Below are 19420 nucleotides of genomic sequence, written 5' to 3'. Positions count from 1 at the left end.
CCTCAGTCTTGCAGCATGGCCGGCGTGATCCCCTTGGTCGACTCGATCACGTCGGCCATCTTCTTGGACAGCGCCTCGTAGAACATCGACAGGGGGAACTCGTCGTCGAGCACGGCATCCGTGTAGCCCTTGGGGAGACCCGCGAGCACATCATCCGGAAGCCCCCGCGCCCACCGAGATGCAGGGTGCGGTGTGAGCGTGCCGGCGACGAGATCGTAGGCGGCAAGCCAGTGCGCGACCTTGGGTCGGTCGATCGACTCCCAGTACAGCTCGTCGATCGCGTCGGAGAGCGCCACCACAACGTCGGGCACCTGGTCCCAGTCGATCGCGAGCGCCGTATCGGTCCAGTGCAGCACGTGGTGCTGGTGCAGCCACGCGAACAGCAGCTGACCGCCGAGCCCGTCGTAATTGCGCACACGGGTTCCCGTGATCGCGAAGCGGAAGATGCGGTCGAAGATCACGGCGTACTGCACAAGGCGGGCCCGGTCGCGGGTCAGCTCGTCCGTGCTCTCATCCCGCACGAGTCGCACGGCCTCGCGGAAGGCGGTGAGATCGCAGCGCAGCTCTTCGAGCGAGTACAAGAAGTACGGCATCCGCTGCTTGATCATGAACGGGTCGAACGGCAGGTCGCCGCGCATGTGGGTGCGATCGTGGATGAGATCCCACATCACGAACGTCTCCTCGGCGACGCGCTGGTCGTCGAGCAGGCGCTTGGCGTCCTCTGGCAGCTCGAGTTTGGTGATCTCGGATGCCCCCCTCACCACCCGACGGAACCGTGCGGCTTCGCGATCGGCAAAGATCGCTCCCCAGGTGAAGGTCGGGATCGACCTCATCGCTACCGTCTCCGGGAAGAGCACCGCAGAGTTGGTGTCGTACCCCTCGGTGAAATCGATGAACCGAATCGGCACGAACAGCGCGTTCGAGTACGGCCCGGCTTCCAGCTCGGCGACGAACTCCGGCCAGATCACCTCGACGAACACGGCCTCGACGAGGCGATCGGATGACCCGTTCTGGGTGTACATCGGAAACACCACGAGGTGGCGCAGACCGTTGACGCGGTGCTGCTGCGGCTGGAACGCCACGAGCGAATCGAGGAAGTCGGGAACGCCGAAGCCTTCATCCGACCAGCGCGCGAAGTCGGTATCGAGCGCGGCCAGGTAGTCCGCGTCGTGGGGGAGCGCAGCCGAGAACGTCGGCAGGGCGGCGCGGATGCGGGCGACGAGGGCCGCCGCGCGGGGGTGGGCTGTTGCATCCTCGATGCTGCCGTCATGCGACTGCAGCGTGCGGAGCTCGGATGCTGCCCTCTTGATGTCGAGCCACGCGCCGGTGACCTCGTCCTCGAGTACCTCGGGTTCTCCTAGTACGGCCTGCTGGTTGCGCGACATGGGTCACCTCCGATCCTCGAATAGGTCATTGATTCGAGGCTAGGCGCGCGATCCCGGCGTTTGGTTGCACTTTGCGGTGCAAAGTTGCGTCTCGTGCGCGAATGGCGCAGCTTCTCGCTAGGAGCGGGGAACTTGGATGGACGCCAGCACGTCCATGGCCTCCCGCGCCCGACCCACGTCATTGCGGCGGGCGGCGTCGATGAGGAGTTCCTGCGCCTCTCCGAGACTGCCGAGATCGAGCGGGCTGGGTAGGTAAAGGCTCCCCAGGCGCACGATGTGCACAACCGACACCAGTGATCGAACGAGTACCGCATTCGTCGAGACCGAATGCAGACGAGTGACGAACTGAAAGTTCGCCGTCGCTAGGCGTTGCCCATCCACCGTGGGTAGCGCAGCAACGAATTCGTCCCGGTCGCGCACCATGAGCGCGACCGTCTCCTCCCCGACAACGGGAATGGTTTCCTCGAGCAGAACCGCGTAGAGGGCCTTCCACACCGTGTAAGCCTGGTCAGTGAGGTCCGGTGAAACTTCGGCGACTCGAGTGAAGCGGCTCGCGGATGCCTCAACCAAGCCGACATCGCGAAGCCTCTGCAGCGCCTCCCGTACGGGAGTGCGCGACACCCCGAAGCGCGCCGCGAGTTCCGTATCGCTGATGTGCTGACCGGGGGCGAGCTCTCCGCTCATCATCTCGGCGAGGAGCTGGTCCACCACACGGGTGACCACCGGACTCGACGAGATTTTGGGCTGAGTGGTGCTCATTCCACCAGTGTAAATCGGGGGTGCTCCGGCTCAGAGGAACATCGGCCGGTCGTCGTCATCCTCGGTCTCGAGGTCGAGGTCGACAACGACGGGAACATGATCGCTCGGCGCGTCGCCCTTACGCTCGTCGCGGTCGATGCGGGCCGCCGTCACGAGGTCATCGAAGGCGGGGGAGCCCAGGATGAAATCGATCCTCATGCCCTCATTGCGCGGGAAACGAAGCTGCTGGTAGTCCCAGTACGTGTAGCCCTCAATGCCGCGGGAGCGCACGGCATCCGTGAGCCCCGCCGCCTCGAGCGCGGCGAAGGCATCACGCTCGGGCTGGCTCACGTGGGTCTTTCCGGCGAAGACCCGGATGTCCCACACGTCGTGGTCGAAGGGTGCGATGTTGAAGTCCCCCATGAGAGCGAGCGGCTGCTCGGGGTTGGCGGCGATCCACGCACGCGTGTCTGCGGCGAGCGCCGCGAGCCACTCGAGCTTGTACGGATAGTGCGGGTTGTCGAGCTCGCGGCCATTGGGGACGTACAGGCTCCAGAGGCGAACACCGTTGACCGTCGCACCGAGGGCGCGAGCCTCGAGGGGCAGCGTGCCATCGTCGAGCGGCTTGCCGAATCCCGGTGCACCCTCGAAGCCGACGGCGACATCCTCGATCGGCAGCCGGCTCGCGATCGCGACACCGTTCCACTGGTTGAGACCGTGCAGTTCGACCTCGTACCCGGCCTCTTCGAATGCGGCGAACGGGAATTGCGCCTCCGTGCACTTGATCTCCTGCATGGCCAGCACGTCGACGTCTTCGCGCACGAGCCAATCCACCACCCGGCCGACGCGACTGCGGATCGAGTTGACGTTCCAGGTGGCTACACGCATGGCCTCCACGGTACTGCGTCGTACCGACGGTTCCGGCCCGAGCTCCTGCGTCCCCAGAGACACTCAGTAGGCTTTCTGCCGTGACCGACGCCAAGCAGCAGCTCATCGACTTCATCTCCGCCGACGCCGTCTTCCACGGCGACTTCACGCTCACGAGCGGAAAAAAGGCGACCTACTACGTCGATTTGCGCAAGGTCAGCCTCGATCACCGCGTCGCACCGCTCATCGGCCAGGTCATGCTCGACCTCATCAAGGATGTTCCGGATGTCTCGGCCGTCGGTGGCATGACGATGGGTGCCGATCCCATCGCGTCCGCGATCCTCCACCAGGGTGCCGCGCGCGGATTCTCGTACGACGCCTTTGTGGTGCGCAAGGAGCCCAAGGACCACGGCCGCGGCAAGCAGGTAGAAGGCCCCGACCTTGCCGGCAAGCGTGTCATCGTGCTCGAGGACACCTCGACGACTGGCGGCTCGCCGCTGGCCGCTATCGAGGCGCTCAAGAAGGTGGGGGCGGAGATCGCCGCCGTCGCGGTTGTCGTCGATCGCAGCACCGGCGCGCGCGAGCGCATCGAAGCCGAAGGCTACCCGTACTTCGCCGCGATAGGACTCGACGACCTCGGGCTGCCTCGATGACGAGCGACAAAGACAAACCAGAGGGGGAGGAGCCGGTCGACGGCAGTGACTGGCTCGCGAGCCAGTTCGAGACGACGAGCATCCCGGTTTCGGACGCTTCGCCCCCTGCTCCGGAATCAACAAGTGAGCCCGCTCCGCCTCCGCCGCTCATTCCTCCGGCGGTCGTGTCATCGCCGCCGACCACCCCGATCGTGCCGCCGACAACGGAGTCCCTCGGAGTTCCGACGAGCCAGTTCTCGTGGGGTCTCACCCCGCCCCAGGAGCCACCCCCCGAGGTTCCGGATGCACCGGCACCCGAGCAACCCGCTGCGCCCGAGCCAGCCGTGCCCCCCGCATCCGCACCTCCGCCCCCGGATGCCACCCTCCCCGGCACTCCGAACCCTCCGGCCGAGCCGCCGCCAACCGAAGCCATGCCCGTCTACGACGTGCCGACCCAGGCGATGCCGAGCCAGGAACTCGAACCGCGCCCGTGGGAACCGTGGCAGGCCAGGCCGATCGACCCCGCCCTCGAAGGCATCACCGAGGTCATCGAGGCGGAGCTCATCGGGCTGGACGGCCCCGAGGGGGAATCGAACCCTCAAACCCCCATCGACGACCTGTTCGGCGACGGGCAGTTTCAGGAGTACACCGAGGTTCGCGGTACTCCGCCCACCGCGCCGCCACCGCCCGCGCGTCCGAGCCAGTGGGCTCCTCTCGAGAAACACCAGATGACCCTCCTCTGGGTCGCGGGCGGTCTCGTTGCGGTGCTCGCGCTGGTGGCACTGTTCCTTCTCGGACAGCGCCTCGGCGGAACCCCGACAGCCGAGCCCACGCCGACCCCGACCCCAACGTCCACCCCCACCCCCACCGCCCCTCCCATCGGTCCTCTCCCGCCCGGAACATACGCGTGGGACGAACTGCTCGGCGGCGAGTGCCTCGCGCCGTTCGAATCGGCGTGGCAGGAGAACTACACGGTCGTCGATTGCGGCACCGCACATCCAGCCCAGCTGGTGCTGCGCGGCCAGTTCGAGGACTCCACCGGAACCGCGTACCCGGGGTTCGAGGCGCTCGCCACGCGCGTCGGCACGCTGTGCGCCGATCCCACGGTCATCAACTACGGCGTCGCCGGCAGTGCGCAGGACATCCAGATCTCCGCGAGTTTTGCCGTGGACTCCGCAGAGTGGGACAGCGGCAATCGCACTTTCTTCTGCTTCGTCAATCGCTCGACGGGGGCTGACCTCCCGGGTTCGATCGCGCAGCCGCAGCCGACGTCCTAGAGGTGCTCGGGCCCGGCCGTTGCTTAGGCTTCTGACTCGATCGGTTCGGCCGAGACGAGTTCAGCAACCGACGTGAGGATCTCGTCCGGTCGGAACGGATAGCGGTTGATCTCCGCCTGGTCGCTGATACCCGTGAGCACGAGAATCGTGTGGAGACCGGCCTCGATGCCAGCGACGATGTCGGTGTCCATCCGATCGCCGATCATGCCGGTGTTCTCCGAGTGGGCACCGATCTTATTCATCGCAGAACGGAACATCATCGGGTTCGGCTTGCCAACAACGTACGGCTCTTTGCCCGTGGCCTTGGTGATGAGGGCGGCGACGGCGCCGGTGGCGGGGAGCGGTCCGTCGGCGCTCGGGCCCGTGGCATCCGGGTTCGTGACAATAAAACGGGAGCCGTCGCCGATCAGGCGGATGGCCTTGGTGATCGCCTCGAATGAGTAATTGCGGGTCTCGCCGATCACCACGTAGTCCGGATCGGTCTCGGTCATGATGAAGCCAGCCTCGTGGAGGGCCGTCGTGATACCGGCTTCTCCGATGACAAAAGCGCTACCGCCCGGTTTCTGCGACTTCAAGAAGTCGGCGGTCGCGAGCGCTGAAGTCCAGATGGATTCCTCGGGCACAACAAGTCCCGACGCCTTCAGTCGGGCACTCAGATCGCGCGGTGTGAAGATCGAGTTGTTGGTGAGCACGAGGTAGGGCTTGCCCTCATCGCGCCACTGCTGAAGCAGTTCTGCGGCCCCGGGGATGGGGTTGTTCTCGTGGACGAGAACGCCGTCCATGTCGGTCAGCCAGCACTCGATCTCGCTGCGGTTAGCCATGCGGCCCATGGTAGCGGGGCTAGCCACCGATGAACTGGGTCTGCGCGGGTAGCCGACCGCGCATGATCGCAATCGCGTCGGGATTGGCGTCCACGAGCACAAACCGTCGCTCGAGGGCGGATGCCACGGCTCCCGTCGTCCCACTGCCCGCGAAGAAGTCCAGAACCCAATCGCCCGGAGCACTTGAGGCCTGCACGATACGCCGAAGGATTCCCTCCGGTTTCTGGGTGGCGTATCCCGTCTTCTCGCGCCCCATGGGCGACACGATCGTGTGCCACCACACGTCGGTCGGCAGTTTGCCGCGCGCGGCCTTCTCAGCGGTGACGAGACCGGGGGCCATGTACGGTTCGCGGTCGACGCTCTCGTTGTCGAAGTAGTACAATGTGGGGTTCTTCACGTAGACGAGGATCGTGTCGTGTTTGGCCGGCCACTTACGAGTTGCGCGGGCCCCGTAGTCGTAGGCCCAGATGATCTCGTTGAGAAAGCACTCCCTCCCGAACAGCGCGTCGAGAGCAACCTTTGCGTAGTGCGCTTCCCGGAAGTCGAGGTGCAGGTAGAGGGTGCCTTTCTCGTCGAGTAGTCGCCACGCCTCCGCCAGGCGCGGCTCGAGAAACTCCCAATAGTCTGCGAAGCGATCGTCGTAGCCGTACAGCGTGCCCTTCACGGTGTCGTACTGAAGACCCTTGAAGCCCGTCCGCCCTCCGTTCGGGTTTCGTGTTGTCGTGATGCTCTGGCGCGATTGGGTTCTGCCCGTATTGAACGGAGGGTCCAGGTAGATGAGGCGGAAGCTGGCATCCGGCAGCTCGCGCACGACCTCGAGGTTGTCGCCCAGGATGACACGACTCTGGCCATCGGGCGACCACGGTTCGAGCATCCCCCGAGATTAACAGCGCGGGGCATACCGCGTGCGTAAGCTCGACGCGTGGCCGACGACAACCCGACCCCCGAGCTCAGCACCCACGGGGTGGGGCCATGGCAGGGCGAGTGGCCGGATGACCCCCGCTACGATCCGGAACTGCTCCGGCGCGGCGACACACGCAACGTGGTCGACCAGTACCGCTACTGGACCATGGAGGCGATCGTCGCCGATCTGGACACGCGTCGTCACACTTTCCACGTCGCGATCGAGAACTGGCAGCACGATCTCAACATCGGGTCGATCGTGCGTACCGCAAACGCATTCCTCGCCGATACGGTGCACATCATCGGCCGCCGACGCTGGAACAGGCGTGGTGCGATGGTCACCGATCGTTACCAGCACGTGCTGCACCACCCCGAGATTGCCGACTTCGTCGCATGGGCGAAAGAGCGAGACCTGCCCATCGTCGCCGTCGATAACCTCAAGGGCAGCGTGCCGATCGAACGGACCGAGCTGCCGGAGGCGTGTGTGCTCCTCTTCGGTCAGGAGGGTCCCGGTCTCACCCCCGAGGCGCTCGCCGCGTCCGATCTCGCGGTTGAGATCACCCAGTACGGGTCGACACGCAGCATCAACGCATCCGCGGCCGCTGCGATCGTCATGCACGCCTGGGTCCGCCAGCACGCCCTTCCCGTAGACTGAGGTGTAATCCCCCCGCGCGACCCGGTGCGTCGTGCCATCACCTAGCAGGGAGAAAACCCATGCCCGCCATCGTCATCATCGGCGCCCAATGGGGCGACGAGGGTAAGGGAAAGGCGACGGACCTCCTCGCCGACCGAATCGACTACGTCGTCAAGTTCAACGGCGGCAACAACGCAGGCCACACCGTCGTCATCGGCGACCAGAAGTACGCGCTGCATCTCCTGCCGTCCGGAATTCTCACCGACGGTGTGGTGCCGGTGATCGGCAACGGCGTCGTCGTCGACATCGAAGTGCTCTTCGACGAGCTGAGTGCTCTCACCAGCCGGGGGCTGGATGTCTCGAAGCTCGTCGTCAGCGCGAACGCACACGTCATCACGCAGTACCACCGCACCCTCGACAAGGTCACGGAGCGGTTCCTCGGCAAGCGCCAGATCGGAACGACGGGGCGAGGCATTGGCCCGGCCTACGCAGACAAGATCAACCGTGTGGGCATCCGTATCCAGGATCTGTTCGACGAGAACATCCTGCGCCAGAAGGTGGAAGGTGCTCTGCACCAGAAGAACCACCTCCTCGTGAAGATCTACAACCGCCGCGCGATCGCGGTCGACGAGGTCGTGGACGACCTGCTCTCGTACGCCGACCGTCTTCGACCGATGGTCGCCGACACAGGACTGCTGCTCAATCAGGCGCTGGATGCCGGCAAGACAGTGGTCTTCGAGGGTGGACAGGCAACCATGCTCGACGTCGACCACGGCACGTACCCGTTCGTCACGTCGTCGAACTCGACGAGCGGCGGAGCTGCGACCGGATCGGGAGTCGCACCGAATCGCATCGATCGTGTCATCGGCATCGCGAAGGCGTACGTCACGCGTGTCGGTGCTGGTCCCTTCCCCACAGAGCTCCACGACGAGTGGGGCGAGTGGCTTCGCACGCGCGGTTTCGAATTCGGAACGACCACGGGTCGACCTCGGCGCACCGGTTGGTACGACGCACCGATCGCCCGTTACTCGGCCCGAATCAATGGCGTCACCGATTACGTGCTCACCAAGCTCGACATTCTCACCGGGCTCGAACGTATTCCCGTGTGTGTCGCCTACGACGTCGGCGGAGTTCGCTTCGACGAGGTGCCGGTCAACCAGACCGACTTCCACCACGCCGTCCCCATCTACGAGGAGTTCCCGGGGTGGGCGGAGGACATCTCCGGTGCGCGCAGCTTTGACGACCTGCCGAAGAACGCGCAGGACTACGTGCTCGCACTCGAAGCGATGAGCGGCGCCCGCATCTCTGCGATCGGTGTCGGGCCGCAGCGCGACGCCATCGTCGTGCGCCACGACCTGCTCGGCTGAGTTAGGCCGCGCGGAACCACGCGATCGCGACGAACACACCGAGTGCGCCCGAAACGAGTGGCACGCCAACACCCGCGAGCACGTGCCCGAGGCCCGGCGTGACGGTACCGTCGGCCGGCGCGCTCATCGACATGATGCTGCGGCGATCGCCGTGACGAAATGCGAATGCATCCCCGCCAGCCGTCCGAGTGCCGATGAACACGCGTGGCGCGTTGGCGCGGAGTTCGAGTACGAGTGGGGCCAGGCCCATGACGGCGAAGAGAACGCAGATGAACCAGTTGCTCACCCCGCCGCCGAACGCGAACGGGATGCTCAGCCCCACGAACAGGATTGCCCACGCCCACGCGGAGAGCTGCGCCCCGAATCCGCGGGAGACGAAAAGGTTCACCCCGACGGCGATGAGGCCACCGAAGATGCTCGTCGGGGCGAAGAGCACAACGTTCTCTGGGCACTCCACCTCGATCGAGTAGGGCCCGCCACTGGCGCAATACCCTCCGAGCGCGATGACAGCGAGTGCCACCTGGTAGAGCAGGCCAAATGCGAGTGTGAAACCAAACCACGACAGAGCCGCACCGAGCACTCGGGTCACGGGCAACGAAAGCCAAGAGTTCTTCACGGTGCGAGGATAGCGGGATGGTAGCCGTGCGCCCCCAACCCCGCGTTATCGACGGTCGTTTCATCCGTCTAGAACCGTTGACGCGGCAACTCTATCCGGAGCTATTCGCCGCGATCAGCACCCCGGAGGTCTTTGCTGGCGGCTACGGGGGAGGCCCGGCGGGCTATCGACCAACGCTCGACGGCTTCACCGAGTTCGCCGACAGCTACTACGCGCTGGACCGCAACAACGTCTATGCAGTTCGCCTCGTCGACGGGCGTCTCGTGGGCACGTCCACCCTCGGCGATTTCGACGAAGTGCGGGAGAGCGCCCACCTCGGCTGGACCGCGTGGGCTCCGGATGTCTGGGGCACGGCCGTCAACCCCGAGGCCAAGCTCCTCATCCTCTCCGAGGCCTTCGACAACGGATTCGGGCGGGTGAAGCTCCAGGCGGATGCCCTCAACACGCGGTCGCGCGGAGCGATCACCAAACTCGGCGCGCAATTCGAGGGGATCGTTCGACGCGATCAGGTGCGCGCCGATGGAACCTGGCGAGACGCAGCGGTGTACTCGATCCTCAACGACGAGTGGCCGGACGTGCGGCGTGGGCTCATCGCGCGCCTCGATGCGATCGAGGCGTCAGCGACGAAAGGTAGATTGGCCCCATGAGCCAGACGCCGCCCCCGGAACTCGCCTCCCTGCGCCAGAGCATCGACAACATCGACGCCGCTCTCGTGCATCTGCTCGCCGAACGATTCAAGTTCACTCAGCAGGTTGGCGTTTTGAAGGCCGCGACGGGCCTGCCCGCATCCGATCCGGACCGTGAAGCCGTGCAAGTCGCTCGACTGCGTGCGCTCGCCGAGCAGTCCCATCTGGACCCGGCTTTCGCGGAGAAGTTCCTGAACTTCATCGTGGCCGAGGTCATCCATCATCACGAGTCCATCGCCACCGGTTCTGTCGCGACGCGCGCGTCAGAGGTCGACGAGAGCTAGAACAGCGGACTCGTAGTCATCGGGGAGTTCGCGAAGTTCGACCGTGACCTCCTCGGCGTCATCGACAACGAGCAGGCGATGGCGAATACGGATGGAGTGCTCGAGCGCACTCGCGGCGCCCACGATGCTGACGATCGTGCCCGACCGCAGGATCACGTTCGTCTCGCCCGATGACAGAACCTCCGACACAATGCGGGCGATCGCGCAGCTGCGGAGCACTCGCTTCCAGCCGGTCAACCGGTCGCCCGAGACAACGATCATTGTGTGCGATTCGGATGCCGGGATGCCGGTAGCCCGCTGGGCCGAGTAGACCTCGACCAAGCGCGCCTCGAGGTAATCCGACGTCCTCAACCCCGTGAGTGAATCGGTCGCGCCCCGAGCGAGGATGGCGGCTGTGGAGACATCCACCCAGGCTTCTGAGAACGCCTTTACGATGTGAAACGGAGGGGCTGGTCGAGACGCGACGCTGAAGAGGGCAGCGAGGTCGTCGAGACCTTCCGTGAGACCGACACCACGGGAGGCGCGCTCGGCGCCAAGTTCGGCCGAGGCCTCCGCGAGACCTTCGTCGTCGATGACGGCGCGGACCATGGCGCTCACCGCAGCACCGTGCCAATCGTCCGGGTGCAGCCAACCACCCGACATCGCTCGAGCTCGCCATTGTTCGGCGAGAAACGGAGCGCTGCCGGGTGCGGCTGCTGGCTCGGAAATACTCATCACAAAGAAGAGGGCAAAACCGCGTCATCATGACGCGGTTTCTCCCTCTCATTGGGGAAGAGAGGTACGCGAGAGCGTCACCGACAAGAAATTTCGCCGGAATCCGAGTAAGAATGAGCGGGTTTCGACAATTTGGGCCCGCCTGGCGCAACGGTCGGGGCCGGAGATGGGACATGCACCTACCGCAGGGCGATAGCCGAAGTGACGCTGAGCTCATCAGCTCGGTGCGATCCGGCGACCCCTCGGCGTTCGGCGAGCTCTATGCTCGGCATGCCGGAGCCGCAACCGCCATGGCGCGGTACTACGCACAAGATTCTTTCTCAGCCGACGATCTCGTGAGCGACGCGTTCGAGAAGACGTACGCGGTGCTCCGCGGTGGAGGCGGGCCGGACGTGTCCTTCCGCGCCTACGTCTACACGACCATCCGTCGACTCGCGTACGAAGCAACCGAGAAGTCACGCCGCACGCAGGTCACCGACGACTTCACACCGTACGACGAGCCGGACGAGTTGGGCGACCCCGCTGTCGGAACGTTCGAGAACCGCATGGTCACCACAGCATTTGCCGGGCTACCCGAGCGTTGGCAGGCGGTGCTGTGGTACCTCGAGGTCGAAGGCTTGCGCCCGCCCGAAGTGGCAGTGCTCCTCGGGCTCACGGCAAACGGTGTCTCCGCGCTCGCCTATCGAGCGCGCGAGGGCCTGCGTGAGGCGTATCTGCAGGCGCACGTATCCTCGGATGCTCGGGGCGCTGAGTGCACGGCCCTTCGGGGAAAACTCGGGGCGTACGCCAACGGCACACTGGCCGCGCGCGAGTCGGCGAAGGTCGAGCGACACGTTGAGGAATGCGAGGAGTGCGCGGCCATTCTCCGGGAACTGCGCGACGTGGGTCACGGCCTTCGCGCCATCATCGCGCCGCTCATCCTGGGTGGGGGAGCGGCCGCCGCCCTCGCGGCAGGATCTCAGCCGGGGCAGGCTTCGGCCACGGGCATCCCAGGGCCGGCGCCTGCCGGGCGCGCGGCGCGAATCGGTGTCGCGGTCGCGGTTGTCGCAGGTACCGCGGCTCTCGCAACGACGGCCGCGATCATCGTCGTCGGGCTGTCGCCCCAATCGCCGCAGGACACGTCGAGTACACGCGACCTTCCCATCACGACGTCCGCTCCGGTCAGGCCAGACCCAACACCCAGTGCGACCCCTACTCCTATGCCGACGCCAACCCCCGCGCCGACCCGCATTCCAAATCCTCGCGAGCCCGAGGTTGTTGCACCGGTACCGTCGGACCCTCCGACTCCGAAACCGACGCCCACGCCCACGCCCACTCCTACGGGAAACCCGCATCTCGCGGTCGTGATGGAGGACCTCGGCGCTCTCGTGCTCGGTCGCGACGGGATGCTCGGAGCGACGATCAGCAACGGCGGGACCGCCGCGGCACGCGCAGTATCGGTCCAGTTCGGTTTACCCGACGGAGTGAACCTCGACGAATCGCGATCCGGATGGTCCAGTGACGGCACGTGGTCGTGCACCGCTGGCGTCGGCGAGGTCACCTGCACTGTGCCTCTCGTGTCCGCTGGATCATCCGTGAGCCTCTACGTGCCCGTCAGCATCGCCACCGGTGCCGACGTCGAGCAGCTCCCCGGTGTCGCGGTCGCGGCGAAGGGCTCACCGGCTGCGCAGGCCACTGCGGAGTACCCCGTCCTCACTCGCGGACTCGGCACGCGCTTCGTCGCCAACGGAACCGTGGCGACCACATCCGCGGGGGGCTCCTTCCTCAGTTGCGATCCAGCGCTCGACGGTTGTGTCGACGCACGAGCACGTCAAGGGGCACCTGCCCTGTGGAACAACCAGTCCTGGCAACTCGTGGCACAGGATGAGGCGGGCATCGGGGCCATCTCGTCGGTCACGAACCTCTCGATCCCCGATGGCTCCGATGTCGTTTTCGCGGGTCTCTATTGGTCGGCGCCGATTCCCCTGGGCGCGTCCGATGGTGTGCTGGGCTCGATCGACCTGCTCACCCCGGACGGGCAGCTCACCGCGGTCGCCGCGTCCCGCGTAGACCGAGCCGAGTTCTCGCTCGGCGAGAACTACCAGTCCTTCGCGGATGTCACCGCCATCGTGTCTGGTGGGGGAAGTGGAACCTGGGCTGCGGCGAATGCCGCAGTCGGCCCGCTCGCGAGCGTTGCGGCGGGAGAGGTCGCGGGAACGAACATCCACGCAGGCTGGGCGCTGGTCGTTGTCTACGACGACGACACGGTGCCCAGTGCGCGAGTCGCTGTCTTCGATGGGTTCGAGCCGGTCATTGATTCGGACGTGTCGTTCACCGTCTCCGGCAAAAATGACTCGATGGTGACCGCGGGTGTTGTGGCATGGGAAGGAGACGCCGGCACCGCTGGTGACACGATCACCATGGACGGGATCGGTCTGACGCGAGACGGTGCAGCCCCGGACAACCACTTCTACTCGCTGGCCGCGGGGGCATCACACACGAACTCGTTTGGCGTAGATGTTGGGAGCTTCGCGCCGAGCCCTCTGGTGCATGCGCGCGCCACGGTTTCGGCGTCAACGAACGGCGATCAGTACGCCATCGGCGTTATCACCCTCACGACGCACTGAATTCTCGAAATTTCTCCGAAATTCGCGTAAGCGATCTCGCCCCTGGCCCTCTCTTATCTGGAGGCAGGGATGAAGGAGCGGCGACTCTCGTCGCAACATCCCTGGTGCACATGACGATCACCGAGACGCTGCTCATCATTGCAGCACTCGTGTCGTTGGGTGCCACCGCCTTGCTTGCAACCGTGCTGTGGCTGCAGCGTCCCCGACATCGTCGGTTCGCTCGCTCCTGGTCGGTTGCCCACAAGCCCTCCGCGCCGCGCGCACTTCCTGGTCGTCCAGACGAGGGTTCTTCGCGGTCGGTTCGTCCCCCCAGAATCTGGACCGACACACACGAAGTTCCCGTTGCGGACGTGGAAGACGACCTTCGGTCGCGCGGCGCGGAGGTTCTCCGCGGAAGCTAGCGCCTAGGCTCGCGCTCCCACGACCGGGCCGAAGGCGGCGGGCAGCGTGTCCGAGTTCGTGGCGAGCAGGTCGCTCACCCGAAGCGTGAAGTGATCCTGCACCTCGAGCTGACCCGAGTTCTCCGTCACGCCAATGCGCAGCACGGGGTAGCCGCGCCCCTCGCACAGTCCGCGGAACTTCACGTCATCTTCGCGCGGCACCGAAACGATCATCCGCCCCGTCGACTCGCTGAAGAGGGCCGCGGTCGCGTCGACCCCGTCGCGTTCCATGATTTCCGAGATCCAGACACGCGCGCCAACGCCGAAGCGAAGCACGCTGTCGACGAGTGCCGTGCCGAGTCCGCCATCGGCGAGGTCGTGTGCCGACGCGATGAGGCTCTCCTGCGCGCCACCCGCGATGAGGCCGGCCAGCGTCTGCTCGGCGGCCAGGTCGACCACGGGAGGAAGCCCACCGAGGTGGTCATGGATGACACCCGCCCAGGCCGAACCGTCCAGCTCGTCACGTGTGGTGCCGAGCAGGTAGATGTTGTTGCCCTCGTCCTGCCAACCGGAGGGGATGCGGCGTGCGACGTCGTCGATCGTGCCGAGAACGGCAACGACGGGAGTTGGGTGGATGGGCACGTCGCCGGTCTGGTTGTAGAAGGAGACGTTGCCGCCGGTGACGGGGATCTCGAGCTCGAGACATCCATCGGCGAGGCCCTCAACAGCCTTCGAGAACTGCCACATGACCTCGGGGTTCTCGGGTGAACCGAAGTTGAGGCAATCGGAGACCGCGACCGGCGTTGCACCCGTCGCGGCGACGTTGCGGTACGCCTCGGCCAGCGCAAGCTGTGCGCCGCGGTAGGGGTCGAGCTGGCAGTAGCGGCCGTTGGCATCCGTGGCCACGGCGAAACCCAGACCCGATTCCTCGTCCACGCGCACCATGCCGCCGTCGTCGGGGAACGAGAGGGCGGTATTGCCCATGACGTAGCGGTCGTACTGGTTGGTGATCCAGGTCTTGTCGGCGAGGTTGGGACTGCCGATCAGCTGCATCAGGTCGGCACGAAGGTCGGTGGAGCGCGGCAGGCGCGAGGCCGAGTCGGCCTGGAGCGCGTCGATCCATGTGGGGTACTCGACGGGACGGTCGTACACGGGGCCGTCGACGGCGACCGTGCGCGGGTCGACATTGACGATCTCCTCGCCGTGCCAGTTGATGACCAGGCGACCCGTATCGGTGACCTCGCCCAGCACACTCGTCTCGACATCCCACTTGGCGGTGACCGCGAGGAAGCCCTCGAGCTTCTCGGGCGTCACGATCGCCATCATGCGCTCCTGGCTCTCCGACATGAGGATCTCCTCGGCCGTGAGCGACGGATCACGCAGCAGCACCTTCTCGAGGTCGATGACCATGCCGCCGTCGCCATTCGAGGCAAGCTCGGACGTCGCGCACGAGATACCGGCGGCACCCAGATCCTGGATGCCCTCCACGAGGTCACCGGCAAAGAGCTCGAGGCAGCACTCGATGAGCACTTTCTCGGCGAACGGGTCGCCGACCTGCACGGCGGGGCGCTTCGTCGGCCCGCCCTCGGAGAAGCTGTCCGACGCGAGAATGGATGCCCCGCCGATGCCGTCGCCACCGGTGCGCGCACCGAACAACACGACCTTGTTGCCTACGCCGCGCGCGTTGGCGAGGTGCAGGTCCTCGTGGCGGAGCACACCCACGGCGAGCGCGTTGACGAGGGGGTTTGCCTGGTACACCGGGTCGAACCAGGTCTCGCCGCCGATGTTCGGCAGCCCGAGGCAGTTTCCGTAGAAGGAGATACCCGACACAACACCGTGCACGACGCGCGCGGTGTCGGGGTCGTCGATCTTGCCGAAGCGGAGGGCATCCATCACAGCTACGGGGCGAGCGCCCATGGAGATGATGTCGCGCACGATGCCGCCGACACCGGTCGCGGCACCCTGGAACGGCTCGATGTACGACGGATGGTTGTGTGACTCGATTTTGAAGGTCACGGCCCAGCCCTCGCCGACGTCGATGACACCCGCGTTCTCGCCCATGCCGACCATGAGGTTCTTCTTCATGTTGTCGGAGACCTTCTGGCCGAACTGGCGCAGATACTTTTTGGAGCTCTTGTAGGAGCAGTGCTCGCTCCACATCACCGAGTACATGGCAAGCTCGCCGCTCGTGGGGCGGCGGCCGAGAATCTCGCGGATCTGCGCGTATTCGTTGTCCTTGAGACCGAGCGCGCCGTAGGGCTGCTCCTTCTCCGGGGTCGCGGCGGCATTCGAAACGGTGTCAGCACCGGAGGTGGGGGTCACGAGGCTCCAAGGAACGGGGGCGTGAGAACTACCCGATTCTACCGGGGGTGACGGTGACCTCTGCGAGTTGTCACGAACCGATGCTGGCGAGGGCGGTTTGGTCGATTAGCGTCAACTCGGGTTCCAGCCGTGGTCACGCAGGGCGCGGACGACCCGCGCTACGGTGTCCCCCCGGGCGATCGAGAGGCCGCGCTTGCGCACGCGCACGACATTCCAGCCCGCCGCGTGGAATGCGTCGATGCGCGTGATGTCCCGGTCGTACTGAATGTCGTCGGTTCGATGGTGATCCCCGTCGTACTCCACCACGGTCGACCAGCGCCGGTAGACGAGGTCACCTCGACCGAGCCAGCGCCCCGCGGCATCCGTCACGGGGACGTTCACCTCCGGTTCGGGTAAACCTGCCCCGACGAGGAGAAGTCGCAACCGCGTCTCTGGCCGAGACTCTGCGCCCGGTCTGATCATGCGGAGCGCGGATGCCGCGGCTCTCGACCCGCGGCCTGCATGGAGCGATGCGCGCTGCTCAAGTTCCTCCACCGTCACGTACGGGCGAGGATCGTGCGGGTCGAGCACGTGCGGGCTCAGCACGAGATGGTCGCCACACACCACGAGCTCCTCGATCGACAGCGCGGTCGCAAGCGCGAGCCACGTGCTCGCCGCATCGCTGATCGGGAAGCCGAATCGTGCAGAGGTGCGAGGGTCGCGCACCTGATGGCCGTGAATACCCGGGCGGCGAGGCGCGCGCCCCGGATATGGGGTCGAGACGTGGAGCGGCTCATGCCGGTTGAAGGAGGTGGGGAGAGGGCATCCCCACAGTCGTGCGGCGGTGAGATGGCTGAAGTGGTGGTTTCCGAGGAGTGGGGTATAGGCGGCGCACGCGTGGAGGAGATCGTCGGGGTCCAGGATGGCCGGTGCCCGAGCGCCCCGGTGAATGTCCGTGAGATCGGGACCGCGCAAGCGCCCCTCGCGCATGCCCAATGAACGGGCATCGGCGACCCGGAACGCTCGACCGTGAAGTTCGGGAGGGAGTGGGACGCGGCGAGGCATGCCCCGAGCTTGCCGGTCCGGCCCGTTTCTCGCCCTGTCCGCTCCACAGGGCGGTCGAGTTGTCGCGAATCGATGCTCGCGAGGGCGGTTTGGTCGTCTGGCGCCAACTCGCGCGCGACTCGGGGCACGTAGGGTGGAGGAGTGCCCGCCGACGTGATGGATGCTCCGAAGCCCGCACTCTCGTGGGCGCTCCTGCCGGGCATCCTGCTGTCGACCTCGGCGCTGTTCCTGTTCGCGTGGCGTCACGCTTCCGTCGGTGTGATCATCGCCGGATACGGGATGCTCGTGGCATCCCTCGTCATCGCCTACCTGCTCGACCGCCGCGCTCTCACCAGCGGACTGGCGAAGGACCTCTCGCTCATCGCCTTGGGCATGGTCATCGTCTCCACCGTGTCGGTGGAGGCGGACATCTCGTGGGGCAACTTCTTCCTTCTGGGTCTTGTGCTCGCCCTCGCCGTTGCGGTGCCCTACCTAGTGTCGCGCTTCGTCTATCGCGACTACACGATCCGTTTCCGCTGGAGAGGCGGCTGGCCGTGGTCACGAGTGCAGTGGGGCTACCTGGTGCTCGTGCTCATTCTCGGCTGGGCGATACTGCCGTTCTACTTCATCACCTCGGGTGTGTACCTCAACTGGCCTGCGGTCTACGAGTGGCACGAGATCTTGCGCCTGTTCGTCGGGGTGAACGCTGTCGGCACGTGGGACGAACTCTTCTTCATCCTCACGGTGTTTGTGCTGTTCAAACGGCACTTCCCAATCTGGCAGGCGAACATCCTGCAGACGATCATCTTCGTCTCGTTCCTGTGGGAACTCGGGTACCAGGCCTGGGGGCCGCTGCTCACCATCCCGTTCGCGCTTCTCCAAGGCTGGATCTACTTCCAGACCCGTTCCCTCCCGTACGTTCTCACCGTGCACCTCCTCTTCGACGCGATCGTGTTCCTCGTGATTGTGCACGCGCGCAACCCCGGGTCGATCCCGATCTTCCTCGTATGACCGTGTTCGATTGGACAGCTGCGCTCGGCGTCGGAATCACGGTCGCCGCGGCCATCGCGGGAGCGTGGATCTTTGGCCTGATCGCCTCGGGTGTCGTGAGGCTTCTCGGCAAGGATCGATCCTGGCGGCACCTTCTCATCACGTACACCCGGCTACCGTTCCGGGTGTTCGTCGGGGTGGTTCTGCTCTGGATCGGGCTTACCGTGGTGTTCGCGGATGCGTCGTTCCGACCAACAATCTCGGGTGCTGCGCTCGTCGTCTTCATCCTCGCTCTCACCTGGCTTGCGACCGGATTCGTGCGCTTCGGGTTCACCCTCGCCGATTCTCGGTACGACCTCGGCGTCGCCGACAATCGCGTCGCGCGAAGGGTCCACACCCAGTTGCGGGTGTTGCGTCAGGTCGCCGTCGTGGTCGTCTGGCTTATTGGGGTGGGGGCGGCGCTGCTCACGTTCCCCGCGGTTCAGGCTTTCGGCGCGAGCATCCTGGCCTCTGCCGGCATCGTGTCCCTCGTCGCCGGTATCGCCGCTCAATCGTTGCTCTCGAACGTGTTCGCGGGTGTGCAGCTGGCCCTCAGCGATGCGATTCGTGTCGACGACGTGGTAATCGCAGGGGGCGAGTGGGGCCGCATCGAGGACATCACCCTCACCTACGTGGTGGTGCACATCTGGGACGATCGGCGCCTTGTTTTGCCTTCCACCTACTTCACGACAACTCCGTTCGAGAACTGGACCCGGCGGGACAGCGCGCTGCTCGGCTCCGTCATGCTCGACGTCGATTGGACGATCTCCACGACGGGACTTCGCGAGGAACTTCACCGCGTGCTGGCCGAGACGGAGCAATGGGATGGCCGCGTCGGCAACGTTCAGGTGACCAGCGCGGAGGGCGGCATGATCCAGGTTCGGGTGCTCGTGAGCGCACCCGACGCCGGAACCCTGTGGGACCTGCGCGTCGCCGTGCGCGAGCGGTTGGTCGAGTGGGTCCAGCGGCAACGTGGCGGGATGCCGCGAACGAGGGTCGAGCTCGTCGAGCCGGTCACGCAGAAGCGCCGTGGGGCGGGGGCCGGGGCATCCGGCGACGCCCTGTTCAGTGGGACACCCGACGCGGAAGCCCGCGGGGACAGATTTCGCTCGCACGACGACGAGCCAAAGCAGTAG

General features: G+C 65.7%; 19 protein-coding genes. 10 read left to right on the top strand and 9 right to left on the bottom strand.

Annotated elements, in window-relative coordinates; genetic code table 11:
- Nucleotides 1-2 precede the first annotated feature (2 nt).
- From LH407_RS06685 to LH407_RS06675, 3 genes are all read right to left on the bottom strand, one after another.
- Entirely contained in the window at nt 3-1385 is a 1383-nt protein-coding gene (locus tag LH407_RS06685) for a DUF6421 family protein (protein WP_322134765.1), read from the bottom strand.
- A gap of 117 nt (nt 1386-1502) precedes the next feature.
- Nucleotides 1503-2144, bottom strand: coding sequence for a GntR family transcriptional regulator (locus tag LH407_RS06680; protein WP_322134766.1), 642 nt, complete (start codon nt 2142-2144; stop codon nt 1503-1505).
- 30 nt (nt 2145-2174) lie between these two features.
- Nucleotides 2175-3011, bottom strand: a complete 837-nt coding sequence (locus tag LH407_RS06675) for an exodeoxyribonuclease III (protein WP_322134767.1) — start codon at nt 3009-3011, stop codon at nt 2175-2177.
- 80 nt (nt 3012-3091) lie between these two features.
- Here LH407_RS06675 and pyrE point away from each other — a divergent pair, with 80 nt between their 5' ends.
- Nucleotides 3092-3643: an orotate phosphoribosyltransferase gene (gene pyrE, locus LH407_RS06670; RefSeq protein ID WP_322134768.1), complete on the top strand. Its 552-nt coding sequence runs from the start codon at nt 3092-3094 to the stop codon at nt 3641-3643.
- Nucleotides 3640-4899, top strand: coding sequence for a hypothetical protein (locus LH407_RS06665; protein WP_322134769.1), 1260 nt, complete (start codon nt 3640-3642; stop codon nt 4897-4899). The genes pyrE and LH407_RS06665 overlap by 4 nt, the downstream gene beginning before the upstream one ends.
- A gap of 23 nt (nt 4900-4922) precedes the next feature.
- On the opposite strand, the gene LH407_RS06660 is transcribed toward LH407_RS06665, so the two are convergent.
- Both LH407_RS06660 and LH407_RS06655 read right to left on the bottom strand, forming a co-directional pair.
- Nucleotides 4923-5720: an HAD-IIA family hydrolase gene (locus LH407_RS06660; RefSeq protein ID WP_322134770.1), complete on the bottom strand. Its 798-nt coding sequence runs from the start codon at nt 5718-5720 to the stop codon at nt 4923-4925.
- A gap of 19 nt (nt 5721-5739) precedes the next feature.
- Nucleotides 5740-6594: a DNA-methyltransferase gene (locus LH407_RS06655; protein WP_322134771.1), complete on the bottom strand. Its 855-nt coding sequence runs from the start codon at nt 6592-6594 to the stop codon at nt 5740-5742.
- A gap of 48 nt (nt 6595-6642) precedes the next feature.
- On the opposite strand from LH407_RS06655, the gene LH407_RS06650 reads away from it, so the two are divergent.
- Entirely contained in the window at nt 6643-7278 is a 636-nt protein-coding gene (locus LH407_RS06650) for a TrmH family RNA methyltransferase (protein WP_322134772.1), read from the top strand.
- Nucleotides 7279-7337: 59 nt separating this feature from the next.
- Nucleotides 7338-8624: an adenylosuccinate synthase gene (locus tag LH407_RS06645; RefSeq protein ID WP_322134773.1), complete on the top strand. Its 1287-nt coding sequence runs from the start codon at nt 7338-7340 to the stop codon at nt 8622-8624.
- 1 nt (nt 8625) lies between these two features.
- Here the strand turns inward: LH407_RS06645 and LH407_RS06640 are convergent, their stop codons facing one another.
- A complete protein-coding gene (locus LH407_RS06640) occupies nt 8626-9240 on the bottom strand; it encodes a hypothetical protein (RefSeq protein WP_322134774.1) in 615 nt (204 codons plus the stop codon).
- Between the two features lie 17 nt (nt 9241-9257).
- Here LH407_RS06640 and LH407_RS06635 point away from each other — a divergent pair, with 17 nt between their 5' ends.
- On the top strand, nt 9258-9887 hold the full coding sequence (locus LH407_RS06635; RefSeq protein WP_322134775.1) for a GNAT family N-acetyltransferase: 630 nt from the start codon (nt 9258-9260) through the stop codon (nt 9885-9887).
- A complete protein-coding gene (locus LH407_RS06630; RefSeq protein ID WP_322134776.1) occupies nt 9884-10210 on the top strand; it encodes a chorismate mutase in 327 nt (108 codons plus the stop codon). Before LH407_RS06635 ends, LH407_RS06630 begins: the two co-directional genes overlap by 4 nt.
- Here the strand turns inward: LH407_RS06630 and LH407_RS06625 are convergent.
- Nucleotides 10190-10924, bottom strand: a complete 735-nt coding sequence (locus tag LH407_RS06625; RefSeq protein WP_322134777.1) for a hypothetical protein — start codon at nt 10922-10924, stop codon at nt 10190-10192. The genes LH407_RS06630 and LH407_RS06625 overlap by 21 nt on opposite strands.
- A gap of 173 nt (nt 10925-11097) precedes the next feature.
- Between LH407_RS06625 and LH407_RS06620 the strand changes: the two genes are divergently transcribed.
- The gene (locus LH407_RS06620; protein ID WP_322134778.1) at nt 11098-13530 is read left to right on the top strand and encodes a sigma-70 family RNA polymerase sigma factor; all 2433 of its coding nucleotides are present in this window, start codon (nt 11098-11100) and stop codon (nt 13528-13530) included.
- Between the two features lie 110 nt (nt 13531-13640).
- Nucleotides 13641-13931 (top strand): hypothetical protein, encoded by a 291-nt coding sequence (locus LH407_RS06615; RefSeq protein ID WP_322135038.1) that lies wholly within the window; start codon nt 13641-13643, stop codon nt 13929-13931.
- 3 nt (nt 13932-13934) lie between these two features.
- Here the strand turns inward: LH407_RS06615 and purL are convergent, their stop codons facing one another.
- Together purL and LH407_RS06605 are read right to left on the bottom strand one after the other, a co-directional pair.
- Complete coding sequence (gene purL / locus LH407_RS06610; RefSeq protein WP_322134779.1) at nt 13935-16232, bottom strand: phosphoribosylformylglycinamidine synthase subunit PurL; 2298 nt, start codon at nt 16230-16232, stop codon at nt 13935-13937.
- A 111-nt stretch (nt 16233-16343) separates the two neighbouring features.
- Entirely contained in the window at nt 16344-17276 is a 933-nt protein-coding gene (locus tag LH407_RS06605; RefSeq protein ID WP_322134780.1) for a hypothetical protein, read from the bottom strand.
- Nucleotides 17277-17417: 141 nt separating this feature from the next.
- Between LH407_RS06605 and LH407_RS06600 the strand changes: the two genes are divergently transcribed.
- Both LH407_RS06600 and LH407_RS06595 read left to right on the top strand, forming a co-directional pair.
- Entirely contained in the window at nt 17418-18266 is an 849-nt protein-coding gene (locus tag LH407_RS06600; RefSeq protein WP_322134781.1) for a CPBP family glutamic-type intramembrane protease, read from the top strand.
- Nucleotides 18263-19420, top strand: a complete 1158-nt coding sequence (locus LH407_RS06595; protein ID WP_322134782.1) for a mechanosensitive ion channel family protein — start codon at nt 18263-18265, stop codon at nt 19418-19420. The genes LH407_RS06600 and LH407_RS06595 overlap by 4 nt, the downstream gene beginning before the upstream one ends.

The sequence above is a fragment of the Antiquaquibacter oligotrophicus genome (assembly GCF_020535405.1).
GTDB classification, from domain to species: Bacteria; Actinomycetota; Actinomycetes; order Actinomycetales; family Microbacteriaceae; genus Rhodoglobus; species Rhodoglobus oligotrophicus.
The sequence above is the reverse complement of the archived record's forward strand: the minus strand, read 5'-3'. Positions and strand labels throughout refer to the sequence as shown.

Coding starts and splice junctions, on each gene's coding strand:
- LH407_RS06685 (WP_322134765.1), bottom strand. CDS start 1,385: ATGTCGCGCAACCAGCAGGCCGTACTAGGAGAACCCGAGGTACTCGAG.
- LH407_RS06680 (WP_322134766.1), bottom strand. CDS start 2,144: ATGAGCACCACTCAGCCCAAAATCTCGTCGAGTCCGGTGGTCACCCGT.
- LH407_RS06675 (WP_322134767.1), bottom strand. CDS start 3,011: ATGCGTGTAGCCACCTGGAACGTCAACTCGATCCGCAGTCGCGTCGGC.
- LH407_RS06665 (WP_322134769.1), top strand. CDS start 3,640: ATGACGAGCGACAAAGACAAACCAGAGGGGGAGGAGCCGGTCGACGGC.
- LH407_RS06660 (WP_322134770.1), bottom strand. CDS start 5,720: ATGGCTAACCGCAGCGAGATCGAGTGCTGGCTGACCGACATGGACGGC.
- LH407_RS06655 (WP_322134771.1), bottom strand. CDS start 6,594: ATGCTCGAACCGTGGTCGCCCGATGGCCAGAGTCGTGTCATCCTGGGC.
- LH407_RS06645 (WP_322134773.1), top strand. CDS start 7,338: ATGCCCGCCATCGTCATCATCGGCGCCCAATGGGGCGACGAGGGTAAG.
- LH407_RS06635 (WP_322134775.1), top strand. CDS start 9,258: ATGGTAGCCGTGCGCCCCCAACCCCGCGTTATCGACGGTCGTTTCATC.
- LH407_RS06630 (WP_322134776.1), top strand. CDS start 9,884: ATGAGCCAGACGCCGCCCCCGGAACTCGCCTCCCTGCGCCAGAGCATC.
- LH407_RS06625 (WP_322134777.1), bottom strand. CDS start 10,924: ATGAGTATTTCCGAGCCAGCAGCCGCACCCGGCAGCGCTCCGTTTCTC.
- LH407_RS06620 (WP_322134778.1), top strand. CDS start 11,098: ATGCACCTACCGCAGGGCGATAGCCGAAGTGACGCTGAGCTCATCAGC.
- LH407_RS06615 (WP_322135038.1), top strand. CDS start 13,641: ATGACGATCACCGAGACGCTGCTCATCATTGCAGCACTCGTGTCGTTG.
- LH407_RS06605 (WP_322134780.1), bottom strand. CDS start 17,276: ATGCCTCGCCGCGTCCCACTCCCTCCCGAACTTCACGGTCGAGCGTTC.
- LH407_RS06595 (WP_322134782.1), top strand. CDS start 18,263: ATGACCGTGTTCGATTGGACAGCTGCGCTCGGCGTCGGAATCACGGTC.